The sequence below is a fragment of the Mesorhizobium sp. M0029 genome (assembly GCF_040323735.1).
In the GTDB taxonomy this organism is placed as follows: domain Bacteria; phylum Pseudomonadota; class Alphaproteobacteria; order Rhizobiales; family Rhizobiaceae; genus Mesorhizobium.
In genome coordinates this window covers 1-13926 of sequence record NZ_JAMYVF010000044.1, presented here as the reverse complement: position 1 = coordinate 13926, position 13926 = coordinate 1, and the positions used below count along the sequence as shown (strand labels likewise).

The 13926-nt window shown below is 62.1% G+C and carries 13 protein-coding genes; 5 read left to right on the top strand and 8 right to left on the bottom strand.

Annotation, left to right across the window (positions count from 1 at the left end):
- Positions 1–17: 17 nt before the first annotated feature.
- Complete coding sequence (parC, locus tag NKJ76_RS31660) at positions 18–2270, bottom strand: DNA topoisomerase IV subunit A (RefSeq protein WP_023694915.1); 2253 nt, start codon at positions 2268–2270, stop codon at positions 18–20.
- 404 nt (positions 2271–2674) lie between these two features.
- On the opposite strand from parC, the gene NKJ76_RS31655 reads away from it, so the two are divergent.
- Positions 2675–3865, top strand: coding sequence for an aq_1923 C-terminal domain (locus tag NKJ76_RS31655; protein WP_352539173.1), 1191 nt, complete (start codon positions 2675–2677; stop codon positions 3863–3865).
- A gap of 43 nt (positions 3866–3908) precedes the next feature.
- Here NKJ76_RS31655 and NKJ76_RS31650 read toward each other — a convergent pair whose 3' ends face one another.
- The 3 genes from NKJ76_RS31650 to aspS form a co-directional block, all read right to left on the bottom strand.
- Positions 3909–4736 (bottom strand): Fic family protein, encoded by an 828-nt coding sequence (locus NKJ76_RS31650; protein ID WP_352539172.1) that lies wholly within the window; start codon positions 4734–4736, stop codon positions 3909–3911.
- Positions 4726–4908 carry a hypothetical protein gene (locus tag NKJ76_RS31645; protein WP_352539171.1) on the bottom strand — a complete coding sequence of 61 codons (183 nt, stop codon included), beginning with the start codon at positions 4906–4908 and terminating at the stop codon, positions 4726–4728. Before NKJ76_RS31645 ends, NKJ76_RS31650 begins: the two co-directional genes overlap by 11 nt.
- A gap of 81 nt (positions 4909–4989) precedes the next feature.
- Positions 4990–6780, bottom strand: coding sequence for an aspartate--tRNA ligase (aspS, locus tag NKJ76_RS31640; RefSeq protein WP_352539174.1), 1791 nt, complete (start codon positions 6778–6780; stop codon positions 4990–4992).
- 221 nt (positions 6781–7001) lie between these two features.
- Here aspS and NKJ76_RS31635 point away from each other — a divergent pair, with 221 nt between their 5' ends.
- Complete coding sequence (locus NKJ76_RS31635) at positions 7002–7421, top strand: hemin receptor (protein ID WP_352539170.1); 420 nt, start codon at positions 7002–7004, stop codon at positions 7419–7421.
- On the opposite strand, the gene NKJ76_RS31630 is transcribed toward NKJ76_RS31635, so the two are convergent.
- Positions 7418–8176, bottom strand: a complete 759-nt coding sequence (locus NKJ76_RS31630) for a DeoR/GlpR family DNA-binding transcription regulator (protein WP_352539169.1) — start codon at positions 8174–8176, stop codon at positions 7418–7420. The two genes, NKJ76_RS31635 and NKJ76_RS31630, sit on opposite strands and share 4 nt — an antisense overlap.
- 107 nt (positions 8177–8283) lie before the next feature.
- On the opposite strand from NKJ76_RS31630, the gene NKJ76_RS31625 reads away from it, so the two are divergent.
- The 3 genes from NKJ76_RS31625 (at position 8284) to rnd (ending at position 12165) form a co-directional block, all read left to right on the top strand.
- Positions 8284–9486 carry an MFS transporter gene (locus NKJ76_RS31625; RefSeq protein ID WP_352539168.1) on the top strand — a complete coding sequence of 401 codons (1203 nt, stop codon included), beginning with the start codon at positions 8284–8286 and terminating at the stop codon, positions 9484–9486.
- 207 nt (positions 9487–9693) lie between these two features.
- Entirely contained in the window at positions 9694–10938 is a 1245-nt protein-coding gene (locus tag NKJ76_RS31620; protein WP_023750462.1) for an MFS transporter, read from the top strand.
- 75 nt (positions 10939–11013) lie between these two features.
- The gene (rnd, locus tag NKJ76_RS31615) at positions 11014–12165 is read left to right on the top strand and encodes a ribonuclease D (RefSeq protein ID WP_023682426.1); all 1152 of its coding nucleotides are present in this window, start codon (positions 11014–11016) and stop codon (positions 12163–12165) included.
- Positions 12166–12228: 63 nt separating this feature from the next.
- On the opposite strand, the gene NKJ76_RS31610 is transcribed toward rnd, so the two are convergent.
- The 3 genes from NKJ76_RS31610 to NKJ76_RS31600 form a co-directional block, all read right to left on the bottom strand.
- Positions 12229–12648 (bottom strand): MAPEG family protein, encoded by a 420-nt coding sequence (locus NKJ76_RS31610; protein ID WP_352539167.1) that lies wholly within the window; start codon positions 12646–12648, stop codon positions 12229–12231.
- Between the two features lie 22 nt (positions 12649–12670).
- The gene (locus tag NKJ76_RS31605) at positions 12671–13240 is read right to left on the bottom strand and encodes a hypothetical protein (RefSeq protein WP_352539166.1); all 570 of its coding nucleotides are present in this window, start codon (positions 13238–13240) and stop codon (positions 12671–12673) included.
- Positions 13241–13259: 19 nt separating this feature from the next.
- On the bottom strand, positions 13260–13926 hold a 667-nt coding region (locus NKJ76_RS31600), incomplete at its 5' end, for an IMP dehydrogenase (RefSeq protein ID WP_352539165.1).

The window sequence follows — 13926 nt, the reverse complement described above, 5'->3', positions numbered from 1 at the left end:
GGGGGAGATCAGCAGCTTCAACCAAATTTCCCGGTCCGCGGGAATCCCTTCGGCACCATGCGACCGGCCGACGCTCTCGCGCCGATCCATTCCGCCAGCTCCTCGCGCGACCTGACGAAGGTGCGGTCTGCGGAATCCTGCCACGACAGGCCGCTCGCCAGCGTGAAGGGTTTCAGGTCGAGCAGACCGCCATCCTTGTATTTCTGCAGGCGAACGCCCTTGCCGCGGCCCATCTCCGGAATTTCGGAGAGCGCAAACACCAGCATCTTGCGGTTCTCGCCGACAATGGCGAGATGATCGCCTGACACGGGGACGCAGGCCTTGGCCTCGTCGGGCGCCTTGACGTTCATCACCTGCTTGCCCTTTCGGGTGTTGGCGACGACCTCCTCCTCCGGCACGACGAAACCATTGGCATCGTAGGAGACGAGCAGCAGCTTGCGCTTCGGGTCGTGGACGAAAGCGGTGACGATGTCCTGGTCGTTGTCCATGTCGACGATGATGCGGATCGGTTCACCATGGCCGCGGCCGCCTGGCAGCCGGTCAGCGCCGATGGTGTAGAATTTGCCGCCGGTGGTGAAGACCAGGATCTTGTCGGTGGTCTGGGCATGGAAGGCGAGCTTGAGGCTGTCGCCTTCCTTGAAGGTGAGCGTGGAATGGTCGGCCAGATGGCCTTTCATCGCTCGCAGCCAGCCTTTTTCCGAGACCACCACGGTGACCGGCTCGCGCTCGATCATGGCGTGCGCAATGTCGGTCAGGTCATGCTCCGGCGCGTCGGCGAACTGGGTACGGCGCTTGCCGAGTTCGGTCTCGGGGCCGAACTTGTCGCGAACCTGCGTGACTTCCCATTTGATCGTCGACCATTGCTTGGCGTCGGATGCCAGCAATGCCTCGATCTGCTTCTTTTCGGTGGTGAGACCGTCGAACTCCTTGCGGATCTCGAACTCTTCCAGCTTGCGCAAGGCGCGCAGCCGCATGTTGAGGATGGCTTCGGCCTGGGTGTCGGTGAGCGACCAGCGGGCCATCATCACCTGCTTGGGCTCATCCTCCTCGCGGATGATCCTGATGACCTCGTCGATGTTCAAATAGGCGATCAGGTAGCCGGCAAGGATTTCCAGCCGCTTCTCGATCTCGCCAAGCCGATGCTTCGAGCGGCGGATCAGCACATCGCGGCGATGGTCGAGCCACTCCTTCAGCACGCCCTTCAGCGACAGGACGTTAGGCACCTTGCCCCGCGACAAAACGTTCATGTTGAGGGGAAAGCGGCTTTCAAGCTCGGTCAGCTTGAACAGCGATTCCATCAGAATGCCGGGATCTACTGAACGGCTCTTCGGCACCAGCACAATGCGGACGTCCTCGGCGCTTTCATCCCTGACATCCTCGAGCAGCGGCAATTTGCGCGCGATCAAAAGCTCGGCGATCTTTTCGATCAGCCTGGCCTTCTGGATGCCGTAGGGGATTTCGGTGACGACGATGCTCCAGGTGCCCCTGCCCTGGTCCTCCTGGCCCCATTTGGCGCGCACGCGAAAACCGCCGCGGCCGGTCTCATAGGCCTCCAGGATGGAAGCGCGGCTGTCGACGATGATGCCGCCGGTCGGGAAATCCGGTCCCTGGACGAACTCCATCAGCTTTGTCACCGGCGCGTCCGGTTGCTCGATCAGCTGCAGCGCTGCGTTGCAAAGCTCGGCGGCATTGTGCGGCGGGATGGACGTCGCCATGCCGACCGCAATGCCGGAGGAGCCGTTGGCGAGCAGATTCGGGAAGGCGCCGGGGAGCACCACTGGCTCCTCATCCTCCTCATTGTAGGTCGGTCGGAAATCGACGGCGTCCTCGGTGATGCCGGCAAGCAAATCGCTCGCCACCTCGGTCATGCGCGCCTCGGTATAGCGCATGGCGGCGGCGTTATCGCCGTCGATATTGCCGAAATTGCCCTGCCCGTCGACGAGGGGATAGCGCATGGAGAAATCCTGCGCCAGGCGCACCAGCGCGTCGTAGATCGACTGGTCGCCGTGCGGATGGAACTTGCCCATCACGTCGCCGACGATGCGGGCGCATTTGGCAAAGCCCTGGTCGGGGTTGAGCCTGAGCAGCCGCATGGCATGCATGATGCGGCGATGCACAGGCTTCAGCCCGTCTCGCACGTCAGGCAGCGCCCGGTGCATGATGGTCGAGAGCGCATAGGCAAGATAGCGCTCTTCCAGCGCCTTCTTCAGATCGACCGGTTCGATGTGGTCACCGCCGCCATTTTCAGGCGGCAAAATCCTTTTTCCCATGCGGCTGGACTAGCCGAGCGGGTGATTCGCGGCAAGGCGGGGCTGCGGAAATCCGCACTTTGCAGCCTTTGGGCTTACGAGGGCGGCTCAAGGTCCGACAATGGATGTGACGGACTTCATGTTCCCCCTTGCCGTCCCTGTGCAACAGCAACGGTAGCAGTGCTGTTGCCAACCAACATCAATCTGTTACACGCCCTCTCTAAGGCAGGAGACGGTACGCAGGGGAGCCCGACCTTCATGACATATTCACCGCGTCGGGCGAAGGCTCCCGCTCCGATTTGCCTTTCGCCGTGATTTTCGACAACTCTGCGGGAAAGCGCCTTTTTCCCGTCCAGTTCGTCACGGAATGGTGATGGCGTAGAATTGAGAAAACACTTTTTCAGGACTCTCTCAGGGAACTCGCGATGACAATCCAACGTTCGACACTCAAGAAACTTGCTTTTTCGACCTTTTTGCTGACGCTGCCGCTGAATGCCGCCTTTGCGCAAGACACGGCGGTTGCCGACCGACTGAAGGCCGCACTTGCCGTCCAGGGCGTCGATATCACCTGGACCGGCGTTACCGGCGACAATTCCAGCATGGTGCTGCAGGGCGTGTCGGTCAAACCGGCGGCCGAAAAGGAGGCGCTGCCGATCGGCGACGTCAAGCTCGACGGCGTGACCGAAGCCAATGGCGGCTTCGATGTCGCGACCATCACGACTTCGGCCTTCGAGCACAGCAAGGACGGCGTCACGCTCAACCTCACCCCCTTCGTCATCCACGACGCCAACATCCCGGCTGAGGGCGCTACAGGCCCGCTCGGCTCGATGATGATCTACAAGTCGGCCGAACTCGAAAACCTGACGGTCAAGGTTGCCGACAAGACCGCCTTCTCGGTGGATGGGCTTGCTGTCCAGATCACGCCGCCGGCCGACGGCAAGGCGATGGAGTTTTCCGCCACCACGGAAAAGTTCAACGCCGACCTGACCCTGGTCGACGATGCGAAATCCAAGGAAGCCATCGAGGCCCTCGGCTACCAGAACATCTCGGGCAATATCGAAATCGGCGGCACCTGGCAGCCGAGCGACGGCAAGATGGACCTGTCGAAATACGACATCTCGGTCGAGAATGCCGGCACGCTCGGCATGACCTTCGGCCTCGGCGGCTACACGGTCGACTTCGTCAAGTCGCTGCAGGAAATGCAGAAGAAGATGGCGGCGCAGCCCGAAGGCGCTGACAATTCGGCGCAAGGCATGGCCCTGCTCGGCCTGTTGCAGCAGCTTTCCTTCAACAGCGCCTCGATCCGCTTCGACGACGATTCGCTGACCGGCAAGGTGCTTGAATATGTCGGCAAGCAGCAGGGCATGTCGGGCAAGGACATCGCCAACCAGGCCAAGGCGATCGTGCCGTTCGGCATGGCGCAGCTCAACAATCCCGAATTGACGGCCGAAGTAACGGCCGCGGTGAGCAAGTACCTCGACGATCCGAAGAGCCTCGAGATCTCGGCAGAGCCGCCGGCAGCGGTGCCGTTCGCGTTGATCATGGCGGGCGCGATGTCCAACCCGGCCGACCTGACCAAGACGCTTGGCGTCCACGTCAAGGCCAACGAAGACTGATCGAAGTTAGCTCGAAGAGCAAAAGCCCGGCAGCGATGCCGGGCTAGTGCGCTAATAGAGCACCCACAATGGTAACTATAAGAAGGCCTAAAAAGCTGTAGATGACGGGATGCTTTTCTACGTGTCCAACCCCATCACTTACTATTTTAGCCACACTATTTGAAGGCGCTATGATTTCAATATCCGCTTGCGGATATTGAGCAACAGCGGCACGCTCTTTTTCGAAGGCGCCTGCAGCATGATTGTGCACATCCACCAGCTGTGCTGCGAGATGCGCATCCATCATCGCCTCCAACCCCGAAACGTCAATCGTGCCGCGAACTTGCGCCGCGTCTGCTGCCTCAAGCGCCAAGTAATATGGCTGCTTGTTTGCTGCGATTTGTTCAGGAATTGTTTTCGTACCGGGAAGGCGATACCCCAACTTAGCGCAGAGTATCAAATAAGATACAATTCGGGCAGTCCGGCCGTTTCCGTCAACAAACGGGTGGATCCAATTCAGTCGCCAAAGAGCGTAAGCGGACAGATGAATGGCCGATTTTTCATCCCAATTCTTTTCGACGTAGTCGCAGAATTCCTCAACCGAGTCAGGCACTTGATCGGATGGAATGGGTAGATGCCCACTCCCCGTTATCTTTATATCTCCGGGTCGAAAAACGCCTGCATATTTACTTAGCCTCTCAAGTGCTATTCTATTTAGGCGCAAAATCGTTGATGGTCGAAGTTTGTATCGCGGATTCCCGATCCATTTGCGCAACTCCAACATTGCCCCGTCGAATTGGCGGAGCGTATTTTCAGCTTCTATCCTGGCAATCTCTTGAGCGTCAGTGACGAGCAAAGGATCGTCAGCTTCACTCGATCTCTCATTCGTCATTCGGCGCTTTGCTCAGTCGGACAGCTGCCTCATCGATAATGTCACGAGTTATATCGTTGTTTTCTATTTTAGCTGACCCGTAGGCAAAACTGCGGCGTTGCGCCTCCTGCTCAGTCTCCGACATTTTGATCGCGCGGGATTTCTCGATAAGTTCCTGTAGGTTACGCGTCATTGTAGTCTCCCTGCGAATCCAGATATTAACGCAACATTAAGGCAATCATAGCCGTAAAATTTGCGTTAATTAGGAAAATTTTCAGCTGTCTTTTTTCACCGCCGCGACGCGCAGCGAGAGGTCGCGCAGCTGCTGCGGGGTGGCTTCCGAGGGCGCGCTCATCAGCAGGTCATAGGCCTGCTGGTTCATCGGGAACATGGTGATTTCGCGCAGGTTCTTGGCGCCGACCAGCAGCATGACGACACGGTCGACACCGGCCGCCATACCGCCATGCGGCGGCGCACCGTACTGGAAGGCGCGATAGAGGCCACCGAAGCGCTCCTCGACTGTGGCGCGGTCCAGCCCGACCGTCTCGAACGCCTTGACCATGGTCTCGGGCAGATGGTTGCGGATACCGCCCGAGGCGATTTCGAAGCCGTTGCAGACCATATCGTACTGAAAGGCCTTGATGCCGAGCAGGTCGTCGCCGTTGAGCGCGTCGATACCGCCTTGCGGCATCGAGAACGGGTTGTGGGCGAAGTCGATCTTCTTCTCCTCCTCGCTCCATTCGAAGAACGGGAAATCGATAATCCAGCACAGTTCAAAGCGTTCGCGGTCGACGAGGTTCAGTTCCTCGCCGGCGCGGGTGCGCGCGGCACCTGCGAAGGTGACGAATTTCTTCGGGTCGCCGGCAACGAAGAAGGCGGCGTCGCCGTCGGCAAGGCCAAGCTGCTGGCGGATCGCCTCAGTGCGCTCCTCGCCGATGTTCTTGGCCAGCGGGCCGGCGCCTTCGAGCTTGTCGCCCTCCTTGCGCCAGAAGATGTAGCCCAGCCCCGGCTGGCCCTCGCCTTGCGCCCAGGAGTTCATGCGGTCGCAGAAGGCGCGGCTGCCGCCGGTCTTTGCCGGAATGCCCCACACTTCGGCCTTCGGGTCGTTGGCCAGGATGTTGGCGAAGACCTTGAAGCCGGAATCGCGAAAATGGTCGGAGACGGCCTGCATCTCGATCGGGTTGCGCAGGTCCGGCTTGTCGGAGCCATATTTGCGCATCGCGACATCGTAAGGAATGCGCTGGAATGTCTGCGTCACCGGCTTGCCGTTGGCGAAGGTCTCGAAGACGCCGCGCATCACCGGTTCCATGGTCGACAGCACGTCGTCCTGCTCGACGAAGCTCATTTCGAGATCGAGCTGGTAGAATTCGCCGGGCAGACGGTCGGCGCGCGGATCCTCGTCGCGGAAGCAGGGCGCGATCTGGAAATAGCGGTCGAAGCCCGAAACCATGATCAGTTGCTTGTACTGTTGCGGCGCCTGCGGCAGCGCGTAGAAGGTGCCGGGATGGATGCGCGACGGCACCAGGAAGTCGCGTGCGCCTTCCGGCGAGGAAGCCGTCAGGATCGGCGTCGAGAACTCGGTGAAGCCGACATCGGTCATGCGCTTGCGCATCTCGGCGATGATTTTCGTGCGCGCCACGATGTTCCTGTGCAGCGTCTCGCGGCGCAGGTCGAGGAAACGGTACTTCAGGCGGATGTCTTCGGGATAATCGGGCTCGCCGAACACCGGCAGCGGCAATTCCTTGGCTGCCGACAGCACCTCGATCTCGCGGGCAAAGATCTCGATCTCGCCGGTCGGCAGGTTGGCGTTGGTGGTGTCCGGCAGGCGCGCCTTGACCTCGCCGTCGACGCGGATCACCCATTCGCCACGCAGCGTCTCGGCGACCTTGAAGGCGGGCGAATCCGGATCGGCGACGATCTGGGTCAGGCCGTAATGGTCGCGCAGATCGATGAACAGCAGGCCGCCATGGTCGCGCACGCGATGCACCCAGCCCGACAGGCGAACCGAAGAGCCGACATCGCTCTTTCTCAACTGGGCACAGGTGTGGCTGCGGTAACGATGCATTGTCATGTGAAAATTCCGGGGTGCTGGGTTGTGGGTCGAGCATCAAAGCCCGGTCCAAAATTTGCGCGAAAAGCGCATGGGAGGCCCGATTTGTCAAGGCAAGCCGGGTTTGGGTCGTCTCTCTATCCGCTAGTCAGCATGAAGTCTTTGCCAGGCTTGGCGCTTGCCGCCAGAAGTGTTCCCCGCAACAGTGCCGTCCTCAAGCAATCTGGAGATGCTTTATGCCAAAACGTACAGTTCCACCGGGCGTCGGGCCACACAATGGCCGCGAGTTGGCACTGATGCTTCAGGGCGACAAGCCAATGGCCCTGTTCGGGACGGAGCCGGGTATGGACGCCGAAGATATTGGCGATGCGGGCTTTGCACCGTTTGTCGACCAAGGCCGCATCCTGAAGTTCACCCACTTTGATCCAGAAACGTCCGTGGAAGATCGCCGCTACTGCCTGCCAACAGAGGAATGGCGCTGCAAACTGAGCTTGTTGATCTCCCGGATGTGCCGCAGCGGAGAGGCCTTCAACATCTTCACATCGAATGATCTGGCGAGGCTTGAAGGAGCCCTTCTCGGTTATTCAAAGGAAGATGTCGAAGTGTTCGTCGCCCATGCTGCGTCCCGGACTGCCCGCGCGCCGAGCTCCGTTTAAGCCAAATGGATTTCGGCGCCCTGGCGTTCGAAATCCGCGAGGATTGCGGCCGGCGCGGTCTTTTCGACCACAAGGTGGCGGATCGCCTCGGGCCGGGCGACCCGGTAGGGTGCGGCTGTGGCCAGCTTGTCATTGGTGACAGCGATGACGATGCCTGCGCTGTTCTTGGCCATGGCCCGCTTCACCTCAGCCTCCGCCGAATCGAAGGCCGTCACGCCGCGCGAGGCATCGAGGCCGCAGGAGCCGAGAACAAACAGGTCCGCGCCAAGCTGCGCCACGGCGGCAAGCGTGTCGGCGCCGACGCAGGCGCCGAGGTGGCGGTCGAACCGCCCCCCAAGCACAATCAGCTCGATCAAAGCGTGGTCTGACAGGACAGAGGCAATTTCGAGCGAATTGGTGGCGACTGTCAGATCGAGGTCGCGCGGGATAGCCCTGGCGATCGCGGCATTGGTCGAGCCGCTGTCGATGAACAAAGTCTGTCCGCGCGAAAGCAATGACACGGTCGCGCGGGCCAGCCGCGTCTTCTCTTCGACCGCATGGCCGGCGCGCAGGCCGACGGGCGTGGCCGCGAAGGGTGCGGCCGCGACCGCGCCGCCATAGACACGGCGGCATTGCCCGGCCTTGGCGAGCTCCCTGAGGTCGCGGCGAACCGTGTCCTCCGAAACGCCGAAGCGGCTTGCCAGTTCGCCGGCCAGTACCCGTCCCTCGACGGCGAGGCGATCGCGAATGATTTGGTGCCGCTCATCGGTCAGCATTGCATGATCCTGTTTTCTTTGTGCACGTTCTTGCACGATTTGCATGTTTGTGCAAGATAAGAGAATATCAACCACAATCGCCGGCTCTCTTCCCCGAAAGCATCGTCATGACCTTTGGCCTCCGCCTCGCTCCGCAACACCGGGTCTACGCCGGCTTTGCGATCTATTCGTTCGCCATGGGCCAAATCTTCCCGCGGCTGCCCGACATCAAGCACGCCATGGGCATCGGGGACGGCACGCTCGGGCTAAGCCTGATCGGGACGCCAATCGGCACCTTGACCGCGCTGACGCTGGCGGCGCCGATCCTGGAGCGCATCGGCTTCCGCCGCGCGCTGCTCGGGCTGGTGCCGCTTTTGTCGGTTGTCTTTGCCATTGCCGTGCATGCGCCTGGGCCGCTTGCGCTGTTCCTGATGCTGTTTCCGGTCGGCCTGATGATCGGCAGCGTCGAGATCATTCTCAATGTCGAGGCCGACAGAACCGAATTCCTGCTCAAGCGCCGGATCATGAACCGGGCGCATTCGTTCTGGAGCATCGGCTTTTTCGGCGCCGGCCTGTTCGGCGCCGCGCTTGCGCATCTCGGCATTTCGCCGCAACTGCACCTGGCAATTGTCGTACCGATGGTGGCGACAGGAATCGCGCTGTTTCTCGGCGGTTACGAACCGGCGCCGAGCCGCTTCGCCGGCAATGACGAGACGGCGCCAAGGCTGGCGCGGCCGACGCTGCCTATCCTCGTCCTCGTCGCGGTGACGCTGTCGGCGATGCTGATGGAAGGCGCCAGCATCGACTGGTCGGCAATCTACATGCGCACCGTGTTCGATGCGGGCCCTTTCGTCGCCGGTTTCACGGTGGCGCTGTTTGCATTCTCGCAAGCGGCCACGCGCTTCTTTGCCGACTCCTTTGTCGACCGCCACTCGCCTAGCGGCGTGGCGCGGGTGCTGCTGGCGACGATGGCGGTCGGCGTGCTGCTCGTCTTCTTCTCGCCTGCCCCGCTCGTATCGATGCTGGGCTTTGCGCTACTTGGCATTGGCAGCAGCGCGATCTTTCCGCTGGCGATCTCGGCGGCAGCCCAACGCACGGACCGCTCCGCGGCAATCAATGTCGCGGCGCTGTCGCAGATCTCCTTCGTCGCCTTCCTGCTCGGCCCGCCGTTGCTCGGCTTCGTCTCCGACCATTGGGGCATCCGTTCGGCCTTCGGCATCGGCATTCCGTTCATCATCCTCAGCCTGCTGACCGCCGGCTCGCTTGGCCGAAGCGCGTCCCGCCCGGCCGCACAAGCGGATGAGGCTTTGACGAGGGCTCACGAAGCCTGAACGGCCCTACCTGAAAGCCACACACCTGTTGGCGGCGGGACAAGCCACTGGCATTGGCCACACCGATGGTTCAGAACTGTGGAGCCACCTAGACGAGTATGACGTTTCGTCGAATCGTCACACTCATCCAGCTCTTTGTCGAAGCATGATCTTTTTCCGAAAACCGGTTCCCACTTTTCGGGATCATGCTCTAAGCAACGGTTCCGCATGTCCTCCATCCGCCCGCTGATCCCGCTCCTCATCGCCGCCGGCATCCTGCTTGGCGGCAACGGGCTGCAGGGCACGCTGATCGCGCTGCGCGGGGCGCAGGAGGGGTTTTCCGCCTCCGACATCGGCCTGATGGGCACATTCTATTTCGCCGGCTTCCTGTTGGGGTGCCTGGCCGTCACACGCATCCTCAAGGCAGTCGGCCATGTCCGGACGTTTTCAGCGCTGGCCGCCATCGCCGCGGCCAGTACGCTGCTCCTGGTGCTGGTGATCGATCCGGTGATGTGGTGCGCGGTGCGCTTTGCCGGCGGTTTCTGCTTTGCCGGCCTGTTCACCGTCATGGAAGCCTGGCTGAACTCCGGCGTCGAAAACAAGGATCGTGCGCGGGTGCTCGCCATCTACCGCATGGTCGATATCGGCTCGGTAACCGGCGCGCAGTTCCTGATCCCGATCTTCGGCCCCGGCGGCTTTGCCATCTTCGCCATCATGTCGATGATGATCACGCTGTCGCTGGTTCCGGTGTCGCTCGGCGACCGCTCCAACCCGACGCCGCCGGAAGACGTCAAGCTCGATCTCGCCCGCGTCTGGCGGATTTCGCCGCTCGGCTGCTTCGGCTGCATCTGCGTCGGCGTCACCAACAGCGCGTTCCGCACGCTGTCGCCGGTCTATGCCGAGCAGATCGGCATGTCGGTGGCCGATGTCGTCACCTTCGTCAGCGTCGGCATCTTCGGCGGCGCCCTCATCCAGTATCCGCTGGGCTACCTCTCCGACCGCTGGGATCGGCGCGCGGTGCTTTTGGCCACGACATGCGGCGCCATGTTCGCGGCGCTGGCGCTGGTCTTCGTCGCCGGCGCCGATCCGACCCTCAATTTGATCATCGTCTTCATCTTCGGCAGCTTCGCCATGCCGCTCTATTCGCTGTCGGCGGCGCATTCCAACGACCGCGCCGACAAGGGCGAGTTCGTGCTGATCAACGCCGCCTTGATGCTGTTCTATTCCTTCGGCGCCATTGGTGGCCCCTTCGCGGCGTCCGCAGTGATGCAACATTTCGGACCGGGCGCCCTGTTTGTCTTCAGCGCAGTCGTCTACGCCACCCTCATCGCCGTCATTCTCTACCGCATGCAGGTGCGCGGCAGCGTGCCGGCGGGCAAGCGCAGCCGCTTCACGGCGCTGCTGCGCACATCAACCGTCTTCGCGCGGCTGGCGCGCAGAAATGGCGATTCCGACGGATCGGCTGATACTTGACCGAAGGGCGGCTTGACGAAAGCGCCCATGGCTGAAATTGAAAGAGAACCTTACCCGTTACTAAAAAGCGATTTGATGCACGTCATCACCACCCAAAATGAGCTCGAGTCCGTTCTCGCCGCTTTTGAAAAGTCGGATTTCGTCACGGTCGACACCGAATTCATCCGCGAAACGACATTCTGGCCGATTCTGTGCCTGATCCAGATGGCGGCGCCCGGCGTCACCGCGCTGATCGACCCGCTGGCGCCCGACATCAACCTCGCCCCGTTCTTCCGGCTGATGGCCAATGAGGCGGTGGTCAAGGTTTTCCATGCCGCGCGCCAGGACATTGAAATCATCGTCCATCTCGGCGATCTGGTGCCGCATCCGGTGTTCGACACCCAGGTCGCGGCCATGGTCTGCGGCTTCGGCGACAGCGTCTCCTACGATCAGCTGGTGCAGCGCATCACCGGCGCACGGCTCGACAAGTCATCGCGTTTCACCGACTGGCGCCACCGGCCGCTGTCGGACAAGCAGCTCGATTATGCCTTGGCCGACGTCACCCATCTGATCGACGTCTACAAGCATCTCAGCGCCGAACTGGAGCGGGAAAACCGCGCCCATTGGCTGAACGAGGAAATGGAGGTGCTGACTTCGCGCGAAACCTACGATCCGCACCCCGAAGACGCCTGGAAGCGGCTGAAGATGCGGCTGCGCAAGCCGCAGGAGCTGGCGATCGTGCAGACGGTGGCGGCATGGCGCGAACGCGAGGCGCGCGAGCGTGACGTGCCGCGCGGCCGGGTGCTCAAGGACGACGCCATATACGAGGTCGCCCAGCAGGCGCCGCGCGATGCGGCAGCCCTTGGCAAGCTGCGCACGACGCCGAAAGGCTGGGAGCGTTCGTCGACGGCTACCGCATTGCTTGGCGCGGTCAACACGGCGCTCGCTTTGCCCCGCGAAGAGATGCCGAAGCTGCCCAAGAGCTTTCAGCCGCCCGAGGGCTCCAATGCCGCCTCCGAGCTGTTGAAAGTGCTGTTGCGGATCGTCGCCGAGAAGGAAGGCGTCGCCTCGAAAGTGCTGGCGTCCAGCGACGACATCGACCGCATCGCCGCCGAGGGCGAGGATGCCGACGTGCCGGCCCTGCAGGGCTGGCGACGCGCCGTGTTCGGCGAAGCCGCACTGAAGCTGGTGCGCGGCGAAATCGGCATCAAGTTCGACAAGCGCAAGATCGCGGTGTTCGATTTGTAGACCCCCACCCCGCTCCGCTGCGCGGAGCGACCCTCCCCACAAGGGGGAGGGTAAACAACTGCCCTACACCGCTCCGAGCAGGTGCAGCGCGAACCATATCCATGCCAGCAAGAGAATGATCGCGCCGACGTAGAAGGCGCGGCTGCGAAACCGCAGATTGTTGCTGGTGAGGTGGACCCAGGCGTGGCCATAGCGGGAAATCACGAAAATCCACATCAAGGCCAGGGTCAGATAATTGACGCCATTGGTCGCGTGCAGCGCCAGGCACAGCACATAGAACAGCACCGGCAGTTCGAACTGGTTGATGAGATTGTTGGCAACCGTGACGCTCGACCCGGGCTCGGTCGTGCGCACCTTGTATTGAACGACCTTGGCCTCGCCCGATTTGACCGCACCGTAGCGGCGCCGGCCCATCACGACATAGACGATATAGACGAGCAACACCTGCGCCAGCATCGGCCAGAAAATCGCGGTCTGGCTCATGGCGTTGCCCCTGCTCTGTCGTTCATGCCTGTGGACGCCGCTGGGCGGCAAGGATCAAAAACGCGATGACGATGACGGGGATCGCCAGCAGCGCGAATTTGGTGACGATCAGCGACGAGGAGAAAGACAGAGAATCCGGGTTGGCCGACAGCGCATCGGACAGAAGCCGCGCCACCGCAATGTTCTGGGCGTAGTCGGCGCACGTGTAGGGCAGCACGATGACCAGCGCGAACAGTGCCTGAAGCTGCACCGGCATGGCACGAAAATTCTTCAGCCGCCGCCCGGTTGCCAGGATCAGGCTGACCATGGTCAGCGACAGCAGCGCCGGGAAGAGAAGGTCGAAAGTCAAATAGTGCCAGACCAGGATGATCTCGCTGCCGCGTCGGCCGAGTGCCGTCAGCCAGGCCATGCCCTCGTCGGGCGTGAACCCGCCAAGGCGCACGTCGAGCGACGGCAGGCCACCGCTCAGCCGGCGGAAATAGAAGAATTCCAGCAGCGTCATGATGATGAAAACCGCCGCGGCGGCAAAGCACAGCGCGCCGGCATGGCGCGCCAGCCGCAGCACGATCGTCGCCTGGTGGCGCCAGAGCATGTACCGCTCTGGCTGCCGGTCAGGCTCCGCCAGGATAGTTCGGGCTTTCGCGGGTAATCGTGACGTCATGGGCGTGGCTTTCACGAAGTCCGGCGTTGGATATGCGCACAAAGGTGGCGCGTTCGCGAAAATCGGCAAGGTCGCGGCCACCGACATAACCCATAGCGGCTTTTAGCCCGCCCGCAAGCTGGTGCAGCACGCCAGACACAGGTCCCTTGTATGGCACCTGCCCTTCAATGCCTTCCGGGACCAGTTTCAGCGTGTCGCGAACCTCGGCCTGGAAGTAGCGATCGGCCGAGCCGCGCGCCATGGCTCCGACAGAGCCCATGCCGCGATAGGCCTTGAAGGAGCGGCCCTGATGCAGATAGACCTCGCCCGGGCTTTCGTCGGTGCCGGCCAGCAGCGAACCGATCATGGCCGCACTGGCGCCGGCGGCAAGCGCCTTGGCCAGGTCACCCGAATATTTGATGCCGCCGTCGGCGATGACCGACACGCCTGATCTATGCGCCGTCTCGACCGCCGACATGATCGCCGAAAGCTGCGGCACGCCGACGCCGGCGACGATGCGCGTTGTGCAGATCGAGCCCGGGGCGCTGGCGCCCGGGGCGGGCGGGGGCCCCGGGGGGGGGCGCGGCGGGGGGGGGTGGGGGGGGGGGGGGGTGGCGGGGCGGGTGGGGGCGGGTTTG

Bases quoted from the DNA above. Each gene is read 5' to 3' on its own strand.
- NKJ76_RS31635 (WP_352539170.1), top strand. From the start codon at position 7,002: ATGCCAAAACGTACAGTTCCACCGGGCGTCGGGCCACACAATGGCCGC.
- NKJ76_RS31620 (WP_023750462.1), top strand. From the start codon at position 9,694: ATGTCCTCCATCCGCCCGCTGATCCCGCTCCTCATCGCCGCCGGCATC.
- NKJ76_RS31610 (WP_352539167.1), bottom strand. From the start codon at position 12,648: ATGAGCCAGACCGCGATTTTCTGGCCGATGCTGGCGCAGGTGTTGCTC.
- NKJ76_RS31625 (WP_352539168.1), top strand. From the start codon at position 8,284: ATGACCTTTGGCCTCCGCCTCGCTCCGCAACACCGGGTCTACGCCGGC.
- NKJ76_RS31650 (WP_352539172.1), bottom strand. From the start codon at position 4,736: ATGACGAATGAGAGATCGAGTGAAGCTGACGATCCTTTGCTCGTCACT.
- NKJ76_RS31655 (WP_352539173.1), top strand. From the start codon at position 2,675: ATGACAATCCAACGTTCGACACTCAAGAAACTTGCTTTTTCGACCTTT.
- NKJ76_RS31645 (WP_352539171.1), bottom strand. From the start codon at position 4,908: ATGACGCGTAACCTACAGGAACTTATCGAGAAATCCCGCGCGATCAAA.
- parC (WP_023694915.1), bottom strand. From the start codon at position 2,270: ATGGGAAAAAGGATTTTGCCGCCTGAAAATGGCGGCGGTGACCACATC.
- rnd (WP_023682426.1), top strand. From the start codon at position 11,014: ATGCACGTCATCACCACCCAAAATGAGCTCGAGTCCGTTCTCGCCGCT.
- NKJ76_RS31605 (WP_352539166.1), bottom strand. From the start codon at position 13,240: ATGCTCTGGCGCCACCAGGCGACGATCGTGCTGCGGCTGGCGCGCCAT.
- aspS (WP_352539174.1), bottom strand. From the start codon at position 6,780: ATGCATCGTTACCGCAGCCACACCTGTGCCCAGTTGAGAAAGAGCGAT.
- NKJ76_RS31630 (WP_352539169.1), bottom strand. From the start codon at position 8,176: ATGCTGACCGATGAGCGGCACCAAATCATTCGCGATCGCCTCGCCGTC.